General features: G+C 70.8%; 21 protein-coding genes. 15 read left to right on the top strand and 6 right to left on the bottom strand.

All coding sequences use genetic code 11. The features are described from left to right. Positions 1-72: 72 nt before the first annotated feature. Positions 73-909 (bottom strand): universal stress protein, encoded by an 837-nt coding sequence (locus D8Y23_RS10930; RefSeq protein ID WP_128218174.1) that lies wholly within the window; start codon positions 907-909, stop codon positions 73-75. A gap of 150 nt (positions 910-1,059) precedes the next feature. On the opposite strand from D8Y23_RS10930, the gene D8Y23_RS10925 reads away from it, so the two are divergent. The 6 genes from D8Y23_RS10925 to D8Y23_RS10895 all read left to right on the top strand — a co-directional run bounded on the left by D8Y23_RS10925 (position 1,060) and on the right by D8Y23_RS10895 (position 8,910). Next, positions 1,060-2,118 carry a zinc-dependent alcohol dehydrogenase gene (locus tag D8Y23_RS10925; RefSeq protein WP_128218173.1) on the top strand — a complete coding sequence of 353 codons (1,059 nt, stop codon included), beginning with the start codon at positions 1,060-1,062 and terminating at the stop codon, positions 2,116-2,118. A 122-nt stretch (positions 2,119-2,240) separates the two neighbouring features. Continuing rightward, entirely contained in the window at positions 2,241-3,119 is an 879-nt protein-coding gene (locus D8Y23_RS10920) for a hypothetical protein (RefSeq protein ID WP_128218172.1), read from the top strand. Between the two features lie 133 nt (positions 3,120-3,252). Then, complete coding sequence (locus tag D8Y23_RS10915) at positions 3,253-4,686, top strand: HNH endonuclease signature motif containing protein (protein WP_128218171.1); 1,434 nt, start codon at positions 3,253-3,255, stop codon at positions 4,684-4,686. 185 nt (positions 4,687-4,871) lie between these two features. Next, on the top strand, positions 4,872-5,579 hold the full coding sequence (locus D8Y23_RS10905; protein WP_128218169.1) for a phosphatase PAP2 family protein: 708 nt from the start codon (positions 4,872-4,874) through the stop codon (positions 5,577-5,579). A gap of 16 nt (positions 5,580-5,595) precedes the next feature. Then, a complete protein-coding gene (locus D8Y23_RS10900) occupies positions 5,596-6,399 on the top strand; it encodes a DUF1206 domain-containing protein (protein WP_128218168.1) in 804 nt (267 codons plus the stop codon). A 90-nt stretch (positions 6,400-6,489) separates the two neighbouring features. Then, positions 6,490-8,910, top strand: a complete 2,421-nt coding sequence (locus D8Y23_RS10895) for an aminotransferase class III-fold pyridoxal phosphate-dependent enzyme (RefSeq protein WP_128218167.1) — start codon at positions 6,490-6,492, stop codon at positions 8,908-8,910. 5 nt (positions 8,911-8,915) lie between these two features. Here the strand turns inward: D8Y23_RS10895 and D8Y23_RS10890 are convergent, their stop codons facing one another. Continuing rightward, the gene (locus D8Y23_RS10890; protein ID WP_128218166.1) at positions 8,916-10,028 is read right to left on the bottom strand and encodes an FUSC family protein; all 1,113 of its coding nucleotides are present in this window, start codon (positions 10,026-10,028) and stop codon (positions 8,916-8,918) included. Between the two features lie 83 nt (positions 10,029-10,111). Further along, positions 10,112-11,074: an alpha/beta fold hydrolase gene (locus D8Y23_RS10885; protein WP_128218165.1), complete on the bottom strand. Its 963-nt coding sequence runs from the start codon at positions 11,072-11,074 to the stop codon at positions 10,112-10,114. Between the two features lie 79 nt (positions 11,075-11,153). Here D8Y23_RS10885 and D8Y23_RS10880 point away from each other — a divergent pair, with 79 nt between their 5' ends. After that, a complete protein-coding gene (locus D8Y23_RS10880) occupies positions 11,154-11,393 on the top strand; it encodes a DUF3072 domain-containing protein (protein ID WP_128218164.1) in 240 nt (79 codons plus the stop codon). Between the two features lie 25 nt (positions 11,394-11,418). On the opposite strand, the gene D8Y23_RS10875 is transcribed toward D8Y23_RS10880, so the two are convergent. Continuing rightward, the gene (locus D8Y23_RS10875) at positions 11,419-11,898 is read right to left on the bottom strand and encodes a MarR family winged helix-turn-helix transcriptional regulator (protein ID WP_128218163.1); all 480 of its coding nucleotides are present in this window, start codon (positions 11,896-11,898) and stop codon (positions 11,419-11,421) included. Positions 11,899-12,044: 146 nt separating this feature from the next. Here D8Y23_RS10875 and D8Y23_RS10870 point away from each other — a divergent pair, with 146 nt between their 5' ends. Together D8Y23_RS10870 and D8Y23_RS10865 are read left to right on the top strand one after the other, a co-directional pair. Further along, the gene (locus D8Y23_RS10870) at positions 12,045-12,590 is read left to right on the top strand and encodes a MarR family winged helix-turn-helix transcriptional regulator (protein WP_128218162.1); all 546 of its coding nucleotides are present in this window, start codon (positions 12,045-12,047) and stop codon (positions 12,588-12,590) included. A gap of 89 nt (positions 12,591-12,679) precedes the next feature. Beyond that, positions 12,680-12,934, top strand: coding sequence for a hypothetical protein (locus tag D8Y23_RS10865; protein ID WP_128218161.1), 255 nt, complete (start codon positions 12,680-12,682; stop codon positions 12,932-12,934). On the opposite strand, the gene D8Y23_RS10860 is transcribed toward D8Y23_RS10865, so the two are convergent. Further along, positions 12,935-13,252: a hypothetical protein gene (locus D8Y23_RS10860; RefSeq protein ID WP_128218160.1), complete on the bottom strand. Its 318-nt coding sequence runs from the start codon at positions 13,250-13,252 to the stop codon at positions 12,935-12,937. Positions 13,253-13,365: 113 nt separating this feature from the next. Between D8Y23_RS10860 and D8Y23_RS10855 the strand changes: the two genes are divergently transcribed. Beyond that, positions 13,366-13,683 (top strand): hypothetical protein, encoded by a 318-nt coding sequence (locus tag D8Y23_RS10855; RefSeq protein ID WP_022879211.1) that lies wholly within the window; start codon positions 13,366-13,368, stop codon positions 13,681-13,683. Between the two features lie 2 nt (positions 13,684-13,685). Here the strand turns inward: D8Y23_RS10855 and D8Y23_RS10850 are convergent, their stop codons facing one another. Continuing rightward, on the bottom strand, positions 13,686-14,012 hold the full coding sequence (locus D8Y23_RS10850) for a hypothetical protein (protein WP_128218159.1): 327 nt from the start codon (positions 14,010-14,012) through the stop codon (positions 13,686-13,688). Between the two features lie 117 nt (positions 14,013-14,129). Between D8Y23_RS10850 and D8Y23_RS16830 the strand changes: the two genes are divergently transcribed. The 5 genes from D8Y23_RS16830 to D8Y23_RS10830 all read left to right on the top strand — a co-directional run. Further along, entirely contained in the window at positions 14,130-14,267 is a 138-nt protein-coding gene (locus D8Y23_RS16830) for a hypothetical protein (protein WP_164878214.1), read from the top strand. A gap of 42 nt (positions 14,268-14,309) precedes the next feature. After that, positions 14,310-14,987: a GTP pyrophosphokinase gene (locus tag D8Y23_RS10845; RefSeq protein WP_128218158.1), complete on the top strand. Its 678-nt coding sequence runs from the start codon at positions 14,310-14,312 to the stop codon at positions 14,985-14,987. Between the two features lie 22 nt (positions 14,988-15,009). Beyond that, on the top strand, positions 15,010-15,861 hold the full coding sequence (locus D8Y23_RS10840; RefSeq protein ID WP_128218157.1) for a transposase: 852 nt from the start codon (positions 15,010-15,012) through the stop codon (positions 15,859-15,861). After that, positions 15,858-16,340: a glutaminase gene (locus tag D8Y23_RS10835; protein ID WP_128218156.1), complete on the top strand. Its 483-nt coding sequence runs from the start codon at positions 15,858-15,860 to the stop codon at positions 16,338-16,340. The genes D8Y23_RS10840 and D8Y23_RS10835 overlap by 4 nt, the downstream gene beginning before the upstream one ends. An 81-nt stretch (positions 16,341-16,421) precedes the next feature. Then, positions 16,422-17,253, top strand: an 832-nt coding sequence (locus tag D8Y23_RS10830; RefSeq protein WP_240663876.1) for an alpha-amylase family glycosyl hydrolase, incomplete at its 3' end; no start/stop codon positions are given.

The following is a 17,253-nucleotide window of genomic DNA, read 5'->3' as shown; positions in this document are numbered from 1 at the left end:
GCGACGAGGATCACGTTAAAACTTCGCCCGCGGCGCCGGGCGCGCGGCATCCCGGTCGGGACGCCGAGACCCTCACCGGACGATGGCCGTGACCGTCGGCAGGTGCGAGAGCACCGCCTGGCTGGTCGAGCCGAGCAGGAACCGCGCGAGCGGTCCGCGTCCGTGGCTGCCGACGACGAGGAGCCGGGCCTCGCGGGCCTCCCGCGACAGGACCGCGGCCGGGAACCCGGATTCGACCACGGTCGACACCGTGAGATCGGGGTAGTCCTGGCGGAGGCCGGCGAGCGAGATCGCGAGCTCCTCGGCCGTGAGGTCCTGCATGCGATCGAGGTAGTTCTGCGGGTACTCGTCGAGTTCGAAGGGCACCGGCACGGGCGACCACGTCATGACCGCCGTGAGCGGATCCCCGGTCCGGTCCGCCTCCGCCGCGGCGAAGGCGACGGCCTTCTCCGACGCCTCCGACCCGTCGACGCCCACCACGACGCCGGTCCGGCCCCGGGCGCCGGCTTCGGGCACGACGACGACCGGGCAGTGTGCGCCGGCGGTGATCCGCACCCCGCGAACGCCGCGCAGCCGCGACCCGTCGCGGGCGAAGTCGCTGCCGAGGACGAGCAGGTCGGCGCGCTGGGACACGTCGATCAGACGCGCCACCGGGTCTCCGCGTTCGATGAGGATGTCGGCATCCACCCCGGCTGCGCGAGCCCGCTCGGCCGCCGAGTCGAGCAGGGCCTCGGCGCGGTGGGTCGCGCGCTCGATGAACGCGTCTTCTCCGCCGACGCCCCAGGCGGATCCGACGACGGATGCCAGCAACAGACGTTCGCGTCGGGCGGCCGCGCGTTCGATCGCCCAGTCGAGGGCGCTCTGCGCGCCGGACGCATCGGTGACTCCGACCGCAATCGTTCCGTTCATGATCGCTCCTTCGCTCGTGCCGTTTAGTCCCGTGGACCGGCGTGTTTTCATCGTCCCGCTGACCGCGGGGACGCCGCGGGACCTTCGTCCCGCCGCCGCGACGCGCGTCGGCGAAGACTCGACGCAAGGCACACCATCCGAGGAGAGATCATGCGTGCAGCAGTCGTCGAAGAGTTCGGGTCGCTCGCGAAGGTCGAGGAGCGGTTGATCCCGCAACCCGGGCCCGGGCAGGTGCTGGTGCGCCTGGAGACGTGCGGTCTGTGTCACACCGACATCCACGCGATGAACGGCGACTGGCCCGTGAAGCCCGGTCTCCCGCTCGTCCCCGGCCACGAGGGCGTCGGGATCATCGAAGCGCTCGGCGAGGGCGTCGTCAGCCGCACGGTCGGCCAGCGCGTCGCGATGCCCTGGCTCGGGCACGCGTGCGGCGAGTGTCGCTACTGCGTCGACGGGCGCGAGAACCTCTGCGAGCAGCAGTTCAACAACGGCTACGGCGTCGACGGGGCGTACGCCGAGTACATGCTCGCGGACGCGCGCTTCGCGGTGCCGGTGCCGGACGGCGTCACGCCGCTGGATGCGGCGCCGCTGACGTGCGCCGGCGTGACGACGTACGCGGCCGTCAAGAACGCGCGCGTCACGCCGGGCGAGACCGTCGTGGTGTTCGGCGTCGGTGGGCTCGGGCATCTCGCCGTCCAGTACGCGCGGCTCGTGGGCGCGAAGGTCATCGCGGTCGACGTGACCGACGACAAGCTGCGGCTCGCCTCCCGATTGGGGGCGGATCACGTGGTGAATGCCCTCACCACGGATCCGGTGGAGGTGATCCGCCAGTACGGTGGGGCGGATGCCGCGATCGTGCTCGCCGTGGCGCCGTCCGTGTTCCGTCAGGCTTTCGACTCCCTGAACCGCGGCGGGCGGCTCGTGCTCGTGTCGCTGCCGGCGGGCGGCGAGCTCACGATCCCGATCTTCGAAACCGTGCTCAAGGGCATCAGCGTCATCGGCTCGATCGTGGGAACGCGGCAGGATCTGGCGGAGGTGTTCGCCCTCCACGCCCTCGGACGCACGAAGGTCATCACCGAGACGCGCGACCTGTCGGACGTCAATCGCTCGGTCGAGGACGTGCTGGCCGGTAGCGTGCCGGCGCGCCTGGTCTTCGCCTACCACACCGCCGACCTCGTGCCGGTGGAGGAGGGCGCGCGCAGCGCGTCGTAACGCGTCCCGGCGGGGAAGGGTGATGGCGAGCGGGCGAGTCCGTCCGTTCCCCCGTCGTCCACCTCACGGATGCCGAAACCCCGTATCGTGTGCGCGACGCCCCATTCCCCAGGGAGGTCCGCATGACGACGAGGGCCGCACCGCGCAAGCTTTCGCGAGCGGGAATCGTGGGAATCGCCGTCGCGCTGATCGCGATCGGGGCCGGCGGGCTGCTCCTGTTCGGATGGATGATCGACGAGACCCACTTCGATCGTCCCAGCGCCGATTTCGATGCCCTCGAGACCGAGGTCCTCGCCCTGCCCGGCGTCGAGACGGTCGAGAAGGAGCGGTGGGTGGAGGCCCCGACGTTCGCGAATCCGACGTCGTCGATGCGGGTCACGCTCGACCGGGCCGCGTTGCCGTCGCTTCTCGACACCGCCTGCTCGAGCGGCTACCCCGACCCCGTGATGTGGGGGCTCGCGGTGCGCACACCGTCGGACGCGGAGGTGTCGGTGTTCGCCGATCCCGTGGCGTCGTCCGCCCCGTCTTCGGGCTGCCCCGACTTCGGTCTCGATCTCGTCGCCACGGTCGACGCCCTCGACGCGCTCGTCCCGGGTCGGAGCATCCAAGCCGCGATCTGGGAGAACGGCAGACTGTCGTTCTCCGACCTGTTCGACGTCCGCAGCGATGCCGCGGGCATGGTGCCGCTCGTCGAGGCGGCCGACGAGCTGCGGCGGACCGCGGGCGTCGACCCCGACGTGGAGGTCGAGATCAGCGGGCCGATGCTGAGCGCGGTGGTCGCACCCGGCGACGCTCCGGCCTACGCCGCGCTGCTGCGCACCCTCGTCGACGACTACGGCGTGACGACCTTCTGGGACGGCGCCGGCGGGGGCACGCCGATCGACGGCGTCGCGAAGACCCAGATCCGGTGCGACCCGGAGGATGCCGCGGCCGTCGAGACCGCGATCCGCGCGTCGGGCCTGCCCCTCGCCGAAACGCCCATCCTGTTCCGCGAGGACTGAACCGCGGCTCCCAGGTGCGCGGGCCGGCGCAGGCTGAGGCACCTCTTCTCCCCACCAAGCGCTGCGCGGGAACTTTCCCCATGTAGCCTCTGGGGCCGGGTCGGATGTCGGAGGCCCTCGCTAGCATGCATACATGACCTTCGAGACGCCTCGGACACCACCGGATGACGGGGCTTCGGCCCTGTCGTCGGTGCTGGCCGCGGTGCGCGGGGTGGATGCCGAGGTCGCCTCCGCCGAAGCCCGCCGGGTGCGGGCGCTCGCCCGGGCGGGGCACCTCGCGCTCGACGCGTCGGCGGGGTTGCGGGCGTCGGCGAAAGCGGCGGAGATGGCGCTGCGGGAAGTGGCGTCCGAGATCGCGGCGGCGTCGAACCTGTCGGATCGGAGTGTGCAGGCGCAGATCGGTCAGGCGATGACCCTCGCCGACGATTTCCCGACCACCCTCGACGCGTGGGAGGCGGGGGTGCTGTCCCGTGCGCACGTCAGGGTGATCGTGGATGCCGGCCTGCCCTTACCCCTCGAACGGCGGCACGAGTTCGACGTCCTCGCCGTCGCCACCGCCGACGGTCTGAGCCCGGGACGGGTGAAGACCCGCCTGGCCGCGTTGGCCGAGTCGCTGCAGCCCACGACCCTCACCGAACGGCACCGGCGCGGCCGGGACACGCGGTGCGTGCGCGTGGTCGCCGGGGAGGACGGGATGTCCGACCTGATCGCGACGCTGCCCACCCTGCTGGCGGTGGGGATCTACGACCGGCTCGTGCAGCAAAGCGCGGCGATCATCGACATGCGCCGAGACGCCGCACGCGGTGATGCGCCTGCGGGGGCACGCACGGACGGCCGCGCGGGTAGCAACGAACGCGGTGAACGCGCGGAGACCATGACAGCTCCCACGCCCGATACGCGGACGGCCGACCAGGTGCGGGCCGACATCCTCGCCGACCTGCTCCTCACCGCCGCCCCCGACGCCGACCCCACCCGCGGCGACGACGGCCCCGGCACCCTGGGCGCGATCCGCGCGCGGGTGCAGGTCGTCGTTCCGGCGTTGACGATGCTGCGGCCCGGCGCCGAGAACCTCGACCCCGCCGACCTCGTCGGACACGGACCCATCGACGCCGCCACCGCCCGCGCCCTCGCCGAAACCACCACCGTCCCCTGGGACCGGGTCATCACCCACCCCGTCACCGGGGAAGTGCTCCGCACCGACACCTACCACCGCACCGCCGCGATCGACCGCCACCTCCGCGCCCGCGACCGCCACTGCCGCTGGCCCGGCTGCACCGCCCCCGCCACCCGATGCGAGGTCGACCACACCCACGACTGGGCGCTCGGCGGCACCACCGAGGTCAACAACCTCGGCCACCTCTGCCAACGGCACCACACCCAGAAACAATTCACCCGCTGGAAAGTCCGACAACTCCCCGGCGGAATCCTCGAATGGACCTCCCCCACCGGACGCATCTACACCGACGAACCACTCCCGTACTCCGCGGCAGTCAGATTCCTCCCCGACGACCCCGCCTCGGCACCGCCACCACCACCCGCCGAGGAACACGAACCGACACCGTTCTGAGCGGGCCAACGGGCGCCGTGCACGCCCGCGCCGTGCACGCCCGCGCCGTGCACCCCCGCGCGTCGCACCCCCGCGCGTCGCACCCCCGCGCGTCGCACCCCCGCGCGATGCACCCCCACGGCGACACCGCGAAGCGGCGTGCGCAATCCCCGCCTCGCAGACGGAGGAAGTGGCACGATCTCAGGATGGACGCCACCGCCGACGACGCCACCGCCGACGACGCCACGGCCGGCACCGTCGCGCCGACCTCGCGCGTCGACCCGGACGTGCGCCGTGCCCACGCGCTGGTCGTCGGCGTCGTGGCCACCGTGCTCTTCGTCACGCTGCGGCTCGTCGTCGCCCTGTCCAACTCCGCGCCGCTACCGATCGACGCGGCGTGGGACGGCACGATGTCCTCGCTGGCCTCGCCCGTCGGTGTGATCATCGCGTGGGTGCCGGCGATCGTGGGCGGCACGATCGGCATGATCCTCATCGGTGTCGCCACCACGATCGTCTTCCTGGTGCGCCGTCGGCCCTGGGATGCGCTCAACGTGGCGGCATCCATCGCCCTCGTCGTCGCGATCGGGGCACCGATGGCCGCCGTCATCGCGCGGTCGCGCCCCACCCATTCGCTCGCCGAGACGGTGGCCACGTCGTTCCCCTCCGGCCATACGGCCGTGGCCACGACGATCGTGGTGACGCTCGGTCTCATCCTCCGACGACGGTGGGTGTGGGTGGCGGGAGTGCTTTGGGTCGTCCTGATGATGTGGAGCCGGACGTACCTGCACGCGCACTGGTTGACGGACGTGACGGCCGGCATGCTCGAAGGCGTCGCCGTTGCCACACTCGTCTGGGCGGCCGTCGAAGTATCGAGAGAGCGGCGAGCGCAACGGGCTGCGGCCGCCACGGCCTGAGCGATACGGTGCACGGATGACTTCCGCCAGCGCAGCCGCCGACAAGGCACAGGACTCCACCGCTTTCCGCGTCGCCGCACGCGTCGGGTACGTCGTGCTCGGACTCCTCCACCTGCTCATCGGCGTGATCGCCATCGCGATCGCCACGGGCGGAGCGGGCGACAGCGCCGACCAGTCCGGGGCTCTGCAGCAGGTGGCATCCGCTCCCGCCGGTCTTCTTCTGCTCTGGGTCGTCATCGTCGGTCTCGTCGCCCTGGCGATCTGGCAGATCAGCGAGGCCATCGTCGAGCGGAACCCGGATGCCAAGAAGCGCTGGGGCTCCCGCGCGAAGTACGTCGGCACCGCGGTCGCGTACGCCGCGATCGCCGGCACCGCGTTCACGGCGGCGATGGGTGGTCGCTCGGAATCCTCGGAGTCCACCCAGAACCTGAGCGCGAGTCTGCTGGCGGCACCGGGCGGCGTCTTCCTGCTCGTCGTCGTCGGCCTGGCCGTCGCCGCGGTCGGAGTCGCGTTCATCGTCCGCGGGATCACCCGCGCGTTCCTCAAGAACCTGTCCGTTCCGGGCGGGCCCGCGGGGCGTGGCATCCGGGTCTTCGGAACGGTCGGTTACGTCGCGAAGGGTATCGCCGTCGGTGTCGCCGGCATCCTGTTCGTCGTGGCGGCGCTCACGCACGACCCGAACGCTGCGACGGGGCTCGACGGAGCCCTTCGCTCACTGGCCGGACTGCCGTTCGGGCAGGTCGTGCTGTGGCTCGTCGGCGCGGGACTCGTGGTCTACGGGCTCTTCTGCTTCGCCCGGGCGCGCTACGCCCGCATGTGACGCGCGGGGGCACCTCGCTAGTGTTCTGAGGGTCACCCGAAGACCGGGGCACCGTTGCCCCCACCCGTTCCGCGCCCGATGGAGCCCGTCATGACCGACGCCCTGTTCGACTACTTCACGGCCGGCGAATTGCCGACGCCGACCCTCCCCGCCGACGAGGCCGTCGCTCTCTTCCGTCACGCCCACGGCTTCGACGTCGAGGTGCAGAGCCTCGGGAGTCAGCAGGACCAGAACTTCCTCGTGCGCCCCGCCGGCGGCGGCGACCCGATCGGAGTCCTGAAGATCAGCAACCCGGTCTTCAGCGAGTCGGAGATCGAGATGCAGGATGCCGCGGCCGCCGCGGTCGCGCGGGCGGAACCGGGACTGCGCATTCCCGAGATCGTCACCGGGCCTCGCGGCCCTCTCGCCGGCTGGTGGGAGACCAGCCAGGGCCGGCTCCACGCCCGGGTGATCTCGTTCGTCCCGGGCTCGACTCTCACCGGCTCGGGGTACCTCGCGCCGCGCACGGTCGCGCGTCTCGGTGAGCTGGCGGCCGCCGTCAGCGTCGCGCTGGCGGGCGAGACGCATGCCGCCTCGGGACGCGTGCTGCAGTGGGATCTGCGCCATGCGGAGCGCGTGATCGCCGAGATCGCGGCCACGGAGCCGGATGCCGAGGTGCGCGAGTACTGCGCCGCCGCCACCGCCGCTGCGCTCGCGGCGCTCCGCCCGGTCGCCGACGCGCTCCCGCGGCAGCTCGGCCATTTCGACGTCACGGACGACAACGTCCTGCGCCCGCACGGTGTCGACACGCTTCCGGACGCCGTGATCGACTTCGGCGACGTCATCGACTCGTGGGCCGTGGGCGAGATCGCGGTGACGGTGTCGTCGGTGCTCCATCACGACGGCGCGACCTCCGCCTCGACTCTGCCCGCGATCGCGGCGTTCGACCGCCGCCGTCCGCTCTCCGACGACGAGATCACGGCGCTGTGGCCGCTGGTCGTGCTCCGCGGGGTCGTCCTGGTCCTGAGTGGTCGGCAGCAGGTGCGGCTCGACGACGCGAACGACTACGCCAGCGGCGCCCTCGATCGCGAGTTCGAGATCCTCCGTCGGGCGATCACCGTGCCGATCGAGGTCGCGACGGCCCGCATCCGGCGCGCGCTCGGACGCGACGTGTCGGACGCGCCGGCGTGGGGCGGCGCGTCGCTCCTGCCCACCGGGGTGCGGCCGGTCGTCCTGGATGCCACGACCCTGTCCCCGCTCGCCGACGAGGGCGCGTGGCTCGCCGCCGACGCGCTCGAAGCCGCAGCGCAGCGCCTGCTCGACGGCGGTGCCGATGCGGTGGTCCTCCCCGCGCTCGTCCCGACGCTGCTCGGGGCCCCCTCCCGCACGCCGGAGGAGCCCGCAACCGTCCCCACGGCCGCGTCGGTGTGGTTCGCCGAACCGACGCGCCTCGACCTCCCCGGCGGCGCCCTCGCGGTGCGGGTGGGCGATGGCATCCCGGACCCCTCCGCGCGGACGCTCGAGGTCGCCGCCCGGACGCGCGTGCGCGTTCTCCTCACGTCCCTCGATCCCGCCGACGTCCCGGATGCCGTGCGTCCCAGTGACCTTCCCGGGTGGCGAGCCGTCGTCGGCGACGCCACGCCCGCGCTGGGCGTCGCGATGCCCGAGCCCGTCGTCGACGACCTGCTTGAGCGCCGCGAGGCCGTCGTCGCCGAGGTGCAGGAGCACTACTACTCGCGGCCGCCGCGCATCGAGCGGGGCTGGCGCGAGTACCTCATCGGCGTGGACGGTCGCGTCTACCTCGACGTCGAGAAACTGCGCGCGCTCGCCGCCGAGGGCCACGCACCCGCGGCCTTCCTCAGCGAGACGTTCTACGGCAATGCCGGCGGAGTCGCGCTCCCGGACGGCTATCTGCGCGAGGTGTACACCGCCGTTCGGGAGCTCGGCGGCCTCGCGATCGCCGACGAGGTGCAGGTCGGCTTCGGTCGGCTGGGCTCGTGGTTCTGGGGCTTCCATCAGCAGGGCGTCGTCCCCGACATCGTCGCGGTGGCCAAGTCGATCGGCGCGGGGTTCCCGCTCGGCGCGGTCATCACGCGCCGCGAGATCGCTGACCGCTACCGGACGCAGGGCTACTTCTTCTCCTCGACGGGAGGGTCCCCGCTGTCGTCCGTCGTCGGCATGACCGTGCTCGACATCATCGAGGAGGAGGGGCTGCAGGAGAACGCGTGTGTCGTCGGCGCCCACCTGAAGGCGCGTCTCGAAGCGTTGGGCGAACGGCATCCGCTCGTCGGGACGGTGCACGGGTCCGGTCTGTATCTCGGCCTCGAGTTCGTGCGCGACCGTGACACCCTCGAGCCCGCGACCGAAGAGACCGCGGCGATCTGCGACCGCCTGCTCGAGCTCGGCGTGATCATGCAACCCACCGGAGACCATCAGAACGTGCTGAAGATCAAGCCTCCGCTGTGCGTGTCGCGTGAATCGGCGGACTACTTCGCCGACATGCTCGACCGGGCACTGTCGACCGGCTTCTGATCGCGTCAGCCCGACTCCGGGGCGGAGGTCGCGGCCGCGTCGGCGAGCGGTCGACACGCGTCGATCGCCCGCCGCAACGCGACGCCGGCGTCCCAGCGGTCAAGGGTCAGTACGCGGTCGGACGCGGTCGATGCGCTCACCCGTTGCACGCGCTCGACGTAGTCGTCGAGCGCCGCGTCGGCATCGTGGAGTCGGAGGACCCCGGTGTCGGTTCCGGCCCGGTCGGACACGAGTCCCGCCAGGGCGTGGATCGCCGTCGCGAGCGAATGACGGACCTCGAGGGGGAGCCGTCGATCCACATCGTCGGCGTCGGTGAGTTCGGCTACGGCAGCCGTGAGCTCGCGCGTGGACTCCGCCGCGACGGCCAGTGCTTCCAGCCGACGGCGGTGCGCGTCGCGCGGAAGCGAGGATCGGCGACCGCGCGGGTTGTATCGGCGGCTCTCGTCCGCGAGCGCGACCTCCTCGCGGACATCCGCGAGGGCGTCGGCGAGCCCTGCCGCCGCGGCGCGCGCCGGCTCGGGATCGAAGGCGCGTGCCTCGACCGCGTCGCCCATCGTGCGCAGCGCCTCGCCGAGGCTCTCGCGCAGCTGGACCAGTCGCTCCTCCGCCCGACGCAGGTGCAGGGGCGGGATGACGATGAGGTTGACGACGACGCCGACGAGCACGCCGAACGCGACCGTGATGAGGTAGGACGACGAGTAGCCATCGGGGTCCGCTCCGCCCAGCAACAGCACGAACAGGCCGGCGATCGCCACCCAGTCGCGGCCCGAGCCGAGTGAGCGCAGGCCCGCGAGCAGAACGCCGATGCCCACGACCGCGGCGACGGCGACGATGCGCGGCATCCCGATTCCCACCAGCGCCTGCGCGCCGAGACCCAGACCGATTCCCGCGGCGAGACCGATGAGGGTCTGCAGCCCGGTGAAGGCGGAGCGCGCGATCGTGGGGTACATGCTGACGAGGACGCCGAGCGGGGCGTAGTACGAGTACTCGTTCTGCGCGAACGGTACGAGCGGCGCGAGGTACCACGCGAGCGCGGCGGCCGCGGCCGTCTTGGCCGCGAGGAGGAGACGGTCGGCGGAGAGCGCGTCCGCCCACCACGCGCGATGGAGGAGGTGCATCTCTCCATGGTCGGGGAGCGCAACCGACAGGCCGTACGGGTTGCTCCTCGGCTCCTCGGCCGGTAGCCCCGCGGGCCCGCCGCTCACCGCCGCGGGACGTAGGCGCGCCACAGGAGGCGGGCGTGGCGCGCCTTCGCCCGTTCGACACCGTCCTCGTCGTGGCGCAGGGCGCTGAGCCACTCCGCGAAGCGGCTCGCGATGGCATCCAGGATCATGCGGAGGTCGGTGTGGCGGGCGGGGGGAACCTTCGCCTCGGCGGCGGGAACGCGCCCCCGGGCGGGGAGGTCGTCATCGACATGCCGCTGGACGAGCCGGGCGACACCCACCGCATGACCGTTGACGATCGAGTGCGCCGCGCCCTCGATCTCCCACCGTCGCGCGTTGCGCGCCCGTGCCACGAGCCGCGAGTGCAGGCGGCGCGGCGACGGCCGGTCGTACTCGCCGCGGATCAGCAGCAGCCGCGCATCCACGAGGGCGATGCGGTTCGAGATGCGGTAGCGCAGCATGTGCGGCAACACCTCGGCGAAGTAGAGGAACCCGCACAGCAGGTACGCCGACACCGCCATGACGGCGATGTGCAGGGATTCGCGCGCCGTCGACTGAACGAATCGCACGGCCTGGGCGAACGCCGATGCCTCGTCCTCGTCGACGACGGGGCTCACGAGAACAGCGTGCGACAGGTCGCTGCGCCGCGCGAGCACTTCGACGACGACCTGCGTGCCCATGGAATGGCCGAGGAGCACGGGGTTCTCGAGCTGATGATGCGCGATCACGCCCTCGACCTGATCGGCGAAGAACGCCGCCGTCGGCTCCTCACCGGATGCCGGTACCCCGGCGAAGCCGGGGAGGTCGAGCGCGTACACGTCGCCGTGCTCGGCGAGCAGGGGAGCGAGGAATTCGAAGTAGCTCGCGGCGACACCGATACCGGCGATGAGGACGAAGGGCCGTCCCCGCGCGCCGGTGGAGACGATGGTCACCCGCGTCTGGGCGGGGCCCCGCCGGAACGTCTGCACGTCCACGTCGGCGGGGCGGGTGTCGTCGGGCATCCGTCAAGGATGCCGCACGCGCGCCGGTCGCACTGTCAATCCCGGTCGTCGATCCACCTCACCGCCCTAGCCTGGCGCCATGACCGATGCTTCCCGTGACCATGAAGAAGAGACCCTCGGCGCCCCGCGCGAGGGGGAGAACCCGGCAGAGAAGGACCCCTCGGACTGGGTCACCGGCGACGAGCCGATGACCGCTCCGCAGCGCAGCTACATCGACACGCTCGCGCGGGAGGCCGGTGAGGAGATCACCGCCGACCTGACCAAGGCCGAGGCATCCGAGCAGATCGAGCGACTGCAGCAGGAGACAGGCCGCTCCTAGGGCTGACCCGATCCCGTCCCGTCGTTCAGTCGGGGCGGGATTCTGCTGTCTGGGGGTTCAGCCGCGCGATGTGCTCCTTCTCGGCGCGGGCGACTCCGTCGAGGAACTCGGCGACCACGCGCCGTTCGGCGGCACCCAGTCGCGACGCCGCTTCGGCGACGGAGGAGTGCCGCACTGACAGCAGGAGCCGGGCCGGCGAGGCATCGTCGATCGTGGCGCGCACGACGACGGAGCGGCGGTCACCCGGGAACGGCACACGTTCGACCCATCCCGCGTCGGCGAGGCGATCGATCAGCGCGGTGGTCGCGGCCGAGGAGATGCCGAGCATCTCGGACAGGACACGCGGAGTCACCGGCTCGGCGTCGTCTTCCCGGGCCAGGAGGAACCGCAGCACCCGGGCGTCGTTGGGACCGATCCCGAGGGAGTGGAGGGCGATGCGCTCCGAGGCGGCCCCGGATTCCGACAGGTCGCTGACGGCCTTCACCACGTCGTCTTCCGTGGTCATGTGTTCGTCACCCCGTCTCCGGATCGTTCGATTTCCTCGTATCTCGGGTACCCATCAAGTAGCTGTCCGATCTATTCACCATCGTAGCTGTACGAGATTCGAAGCGGCAGGGGGCTTCCCCTGCGCACCTGACATAGGATGCCGAGGTGGAGAACGGCTCGCAGGCGTCGCGCTACTGGTACGGCGTGAGCGAAGAAGATCGCCGCCGACGAGCGGTCGAGGTACTTCAGGCCTTCCGTGTGTATCGCGCCGCCGAAGTCGCGATGCGGCGTCGGACGCGCGAATCCATGTCGATGGGCGAGAACGAGCTGCTCGTCCTGCGCTACCTCCTCCGCGCCTCCGGCCAGGGGCAGCAGGTGTCGCCGAGCCAGCTCACCCGCTATCTCGGAGTGTCCACGGCATCGACGACGGCGATCATCGACCGTCTCGAGAAATCCGGACACGTGACGCGCGTGCCGCACCCGACCGACCGCCGCAGCATCTATATCGTGGCGACCGCCGCGAGCGACGCCGAGGTGCGGGCGACCCTCGGCTCCATGCACTCGCGCATGATGGCGGCCGTGATCGATATGACGCCCGATGAGTGCGCCACGGTCGTCGCGTGTCTCGGCCGGCTCCAGGATGCCGTCGATCAGGTCGACCCTCACCACGACGTGGCGGAGTCGCCCGCCGCGGCAGACGTCTCGCTCTGACATTCGTTGCGCTGGCTTCTAAGAAACTAGGAAGCCTAGTTGAATTCTGAGTATTAGGTATCGCTCGGGGTCCGTGAAACCATGAGGTCATGGACGAAACAGCTATCGAGGCACGCTCTGGCGTGGCCGCGCTCGATGTCGTCCAGACGGTGGACGGGGTGTCGGTGGCGTCTCTCCATTCGGTCGTCTCGCGACTTCGCCTGGACTATCCCACGCACGACCCGGTTCATATCGAGACGGTCGTGCTGCGTGAATGGGAGGCCTTCTCGGCCGGGCGCCCCCTCGTCATCCCGACCGCGGTCGAAGATGGCGCGCGCGAGATCCTCGACCAGCGATCCGTCTGATCAGGCCGAGGAGGGGCCGTCCCCCGGCTCGGGCACCAGAAGCAGCCCGCCGGACGAGTTGGCGGAGTTCGCCAGCTCTTCGACCCACGCGCGACTCAGAAGCGCGGGTTCGGGATCGTCGAAGACGAACCGCAGGGGGATGGAGGGGTGCAGCCACACCGTGCTGCGACCCACCTCCTGCCCGGGACCGTGCGTCCACGAGAGGGTGAAACTCTCCCCGCGGCGGAGCTTGGTGGCGACGACGACTTTCACATGTGCGAGCGCCCGATCCTCGATCTCGATCGGCGTCGCGACATCCCCGTAGTACAGCGTTCCCACGGGCGATAGTTAACCCCGGTCACCGAGTTCCTCCCGGGGGGGTTGATTCGAACCCCCGTGTCGTGGCATTCGCGAGGCGGCCAGCGCGGGGCGTCTCGGATAGGCTCACTGGCATGGGCCGATTCATCTACGACACCGTCGCGAACGCCGTCGACATCGATGACCGCACGCTGGCGCATCTGCGCATCGTGGTGATGAACAAGCTGCGCCGGTCGGAGTCGTTCATGTTCGACGTCGAGGTCGGCGACGGCAGCGGACGTCGCAGCTTTTGGATGCACCCGTCGGTGCCGATCCAGTTCCACTTCTACGGAAGCCGCCAGCCGCGGATCAACCGGGTGTGGGTCGAGGATCTGATGCTCGCCGCGTCGGGACCGAACGGTCTCGCCATCACGCCCGAGCCCTCCGAAGACACCCTCGTCGAAGAGGGCTGAACTCAGCGTTTCGAAGCGTCCTCGGTCGGAGCGATGTCTTCCGAGACGAGCATGATCCCGCCCGACGAGTTCGCCGAGTCGGCCAGCCGCTCGATCCATTCGCGGCTGAGGACTGTGGGCTCGGCGTCGTCGAAGACGAAACGCAGGGGGATCGCCGGGTGCAGCCACAGGGTGCTGCGCCCGCGCGGCTGATCCTCGGGGTGCTGCCACGAGAGGGTGAAGCTCTCACCACGGCGGAGCTTCGTGGAGATGACGACCTTGAGATGGGCGAGCGCCCTGTCCTCGATGTGGACCATCGTGCCGCCGCCACCGTAGAAGATCGTGCCCATGGCATCCACGATACCGGGGTGCTCCGCGGAAGTACGCGGCGTCCGCCGGGGTGTCAAGGCCACCTGTTGCGCTCGGCGGCTCTGTCACTCTGAAGGAACCCATCAAAGGATCCCGCCGTGAGCGACAGCCGTATTCCCCAGACACCCGATCCCGACGATGCCGGCGACCTCCCCGAGGTCTTCAACCAGCTCACCGCGATCGACGTGGTCGATGGCGAATTGATCCCTCGAATGTCGCCCCCTCGGGCGGAGTGATCTCCCAGGCCCCTCGTAGGAGGCGTCACTAGCGTCGACACCATGTCCGACCCGCTGGACGACCAGCAGATCACCGTATCCGGGGCCGCGCTGCGCGCGATGCGCGACGAGTTCCAACGGTTCCTCATGGAGTACCGCTTCGGCCTCGCCGAGGTCGAGACGAAGATCTCGATCCTCCGCGAGGAGTTTCAGGAGATGCACGACTACAACCCGATCGAGCACGTCTCGAGCCGGGTCAAGTCGCCCGACAGCCTCGTCGACAAGGTCCGCCGAAAGGGGATCGAGCCCGACTTCGACTCCATCCGGAGCGCGATCACCGACATCGCGGGCATCCGCATCACGTGCAGCTTCGTCGACGACGCCTACCGGCTGTCTCGACTCCTGACGCAGCAGGATGACATCACCGTGCGCGACGTGAAGGACTACATCGCGCGGCCCAAGGCGAACGGATATAAGAGCCTGCACGTGATCGTCGACGTGCCGGTCTTCCTCTCGACCGGCCGGGTCGACGTCCCCGTCGAGGTGCAGTTCCGCACGATCGCGATGGACTTCTGGGCGAGCCTCGAGCACAAGATCTATTACAAATACGACCGCCTGGTCCCCGACGACCTCCTGGCGGAGCTGAAGGATGCCGCCGACACAGCGGCCGAGCTGGACGCCCGCATGGAGCGGTTGCACCGCGAGATCCGCGGACCCCGGCCCGGGGTGGTCCCGCTCTGACCCGACGCGACAGAATGGACGGATGAGCGACGCAGCGGCCCTCCTCGATGAGGTCGCGGCCGAGCTGCTCGCCCTCCCGCCCGCGCAGTTCACGGCGGCCCGCAATGCCCGGGCCGAAGCGGTCGGGGGTGCCGAGGGGCGGCGCATCGCGAAGCTGCGAAAGCCGACGGTGGCCGCCTGGGCGGTGAACCTCCTGGTGCGCGATGGGCAGCTCGGCGAAGCCGTCGAACTGTCGCAGGCGTTGCGCGAGGCGCAGGACGACGCGGATGCCGCGGAGCTGACGCGCCTCGGACGCCAGCGGCGTCAGCTCGTAGCCGCCCTCGCCCGGCGCGCGGCCGACCTCGCTGCCGAGGCGGGATCCCCCCTGAGCGCGACGATGCGCGACGCGGTCGAGAAGACCGTGAACGCCGCCGTCATCGACCCGCACGCCGCGGCGGTGATCCTGACCGGGAGGCTGGTGGCATCCATCGATCTCGCCGGCGACGCGGATCCCAGCGCTGCGCTGGTCGGCTCGATACCGGAGGGGGATGCCGTCACCGAGCCGCCCGCGCGGGACGACCTGGCCCAGCGCCGGGCGCGCAAGGCGGCGGAGCGGGCCGTGCGCGAGGCGGAGCGTGCGCGTTCCGAGGCGGAGCGCGGGCTCGCGGCCGCGACGACACGCGAGACGACGGCCCGGGAGAAGGCGGATCGCATCCGCGAGAGACTCGACAGCCTCCGGGCGGAGATCGCGCGGGTCGAGAAGGACGCGGAGGCGGCCGATGCGGCCGTCGATGCGGCGGAGGAGAAGACGGAGGCCGCGCGCGAGACGGCGACCGGAGCGGCCCGCGCCGTGGACCGTGCTCGTGCGGCGCTCGACGGGGAGTCCGACACGTGAGCGCGATCGACGCCCTCCTCGCGGCCGCCCGCCAGCGGCTCGCCAACGCCCCCCGTGAGCGGCTCGGTGAGCTGCAGGAGGGACGGCGACTGCTCGGCATCCCCCGGGCCCCCCGCATCGTCGACCGCGGAAGCGCGTGGCACCTCGGCGTCCTCCTGCTCACGGACGACGCGGTCCTCGCCACCGGCGACATCGTGCGCTCGCGCGCCGAGGTGAGGCGGGGGTTCGCGGCGGAGTCGCAGCGACGTCGCGCCGAGCTGGCCGCCGCCGCACACCGCGGAGGCATCCCCGAGGGGGAGACAGTGCACATCGGGTGGCACCCGCTGGATCCCACGTCTCTCGGCGGCGGCACGGTGCCGCTCGCGGTGCGCGACGGCGAGGCGATGGTGCGTTGGAGCGCGCAGGGCGGATACCGGCCGCTCGAGCGGTATCTCGACGAGCGCATCGACCTGCTCGTCCACCCGCCGGAGCGCGCATAGGAACCCGCGCGCTTAGTGCCCAAGGGGGGTGCTGTCAACGGACGCGCCCTCGCCGCGTGCCCGCAACTTCCCTGGTCTATCGTGAGCGACGTGCAGCAGGTATGGCCAGGATCCAGTTATCCCCTCGGGGCCACGTACGACGGCAACGGGACGAACTTCGCCCTCTTCAGTGAGGCGGCGGAGCGCGTCGAGTTGTGCCTGTTCGATGAGGACGGGACGGAGACGTGCTTCGAGCTCGTCGACGTCGACGCCTTCGTCTGGCACGCGTACCTCCCCAACATCCAGCCCGGGCAGCGGTACGGCTACCGCGTCCACGGCCCGTACGACCCGGCCAACGGTCAGCGGTTCAACCCGAGCAAGCTCTTGCTCGACCCGTACGCCAAGGCCGTCGAGGGACAGATCGAGTGGGGGCAGCCCGTCTTCAGCTACGAGTTCGGCGACCCCGACTCGTTCAACGACGAGGACTCCGCCGCGCACATGATGAAGGGCGTGGTCATCAACCCGTTCTTCGACTGGACCGGTGACCGCCGTCCCAAGACGCCCTACGCCGAGAGTTTCATCTACGAAGCGCACGTCCGGGGCCTGACGCAGCTGCACCCGGACGTCCCCGAGGAGTTGCGCGGCACCTACGCCGGCATCGCGCACCCCGCGGTCATCGACCACCTGCGCAAGCTCGGCATCACCGCGATCGAGCTCATGCCCGTGCACCAGTTCGTCAACGACTCCACTCTCGAGGAGAAGGGGCTGTCGAACTACTGGGGCTACAACACCATCGCGTTCCTCGCCCCGCAGAACACCTACTCCTCGACCGGTGACCACGGTCAGCAGGTGCAGGAGTTCAAGGCCATGGTCAAGGCCCTGCACGCCGCGGGCATCGAGGTCATCCTCGACGTCGTCTACAACCACACCGCCG

The sequence above is a fragment of the Microbacterium enclense genome (assembly GCF_004022425.1).
GTDB lineage: Bacteria > Actinomycetota > Actinomycetes > Actinomycetales > Microbacteriaceae > Microbacterium > Microbacterium enclense_A.
This window is presented reverse-complemented; position numbering and strand designations above follow the sequence as displayed.

Bases quoted from the DNA above. Each gene is read 5' to 3' on its own strand.
- D8Y23_RS10930 (WP_128218174.1), bottom strand. From the start codon at position 909: ATGAACGGAACGATTGCGGTCGGAGTCACCGATGCGTCCGGCGCGCAG.
- D8Y23_RS10925 (WP_128218173.1), top strand. From the start codon at position 1,060: ATGCGTGCAGCAGTCGTCGAAGAGTTCGGGTCGCTCGCGAAGGTCGAG.
- D8Y23_RS10920 (WP_128218172.1), top strand. From the start codon at position 2,241: ATGACGACGAGGGCCGCACCGCGCAAGCTTTCGCGAGCGGGAATCGTG.
- D8Y23_RS10915 (WP_128218171.1), top strand. From the start codon at position 3,253: ATGACCTTCGAGACGCCTCGGACACCACCGGATGACGGGGCTTCGGCC.
- D8Y23_RS10905 (WP_128218169.1), top strand. From the start codon at position 4,872: ATGGACGCCACCGCCGACGACGCCACCGCCGACGACGCCACGGCCGGC.
- D8Y23_RS10900 (WP_128218168.1), top strand. From the start codon at position 5,596: ATGACTTCCGCCAGCGCAGCCGCCGACAAGGCACAGGACTCCACCGCT.
- D8Y23_RS10895 (WP_128218167.1), top strand. From the start codon at position 6,490: ATGACCGACGCCCTGTTCGACTACTTCACGGCCGGCGAATTGCCGACG.
- D8Y23_RS10890 (WP_128218166.1), bottom strand. From the start codon at position 10,028: ATGCACCTCCTCCATCGCGCGTGGTGGGCGGACGCGCTCTCCGCCGAC.
- D8Y23_RS10885 (WP_128218165.1), bottom strand. From the start codon at position 11,074: ATGCCCGACGACACCCGCCCCGCCGACGTGGACGTGCAGACGTTCCGG.
- D8Y23_RS10880 (WP_128218164.1), top strand. From the start codon at position 11,154: ATGACCGATGCTTCCCGTGACCATGAAGAAGAGACCCTCGGCGCCCCG.
- D8Y23_RS10875 (WP_128218163.1), bottom strand. From the start codon at position 11,898: ATGACCACGGAAGACGACGTGGTGAAGGCCGTCAGCGACCTGTCGGAA.
- D8Y23_RS10865 (WP_128218161.1), top strand. From the start codon at position 12,680: ATGGACGAAACAGCTATCGAGGCACGCTCTGGCGTGGCCGCGCTCGAT.
- D8Y23_RS10855 (WP_022879211.1), top strand. From the start codon at position 13,366: ATGGGCCGATTCATCTACGACACCGTCGCGAACGCCGTCGACATCGAT.
- D8Y23_RS10850 (WP_128218159.1), bottom strand. From the start codon at position 14,012: ATGGGCACGATCTTCTACGGTGGCGGCGGCACGATGGTCCACATCGAG.
- D8Y23_RS10845 (WP_128218158.1), top strand. From the start codon at position 14,310: ATGTCCGACCCGCTGGACGACCAGCAGATCACCGTATCCGGGGCCGCG.
- D8Y23_RS10840 (WP_128218157.1), top strand. From the start codon at position 15,010: ATGAGCGACGCAGCGGCCCTCCTCGATGAGGTCGCGGCCGAGCTGCTC.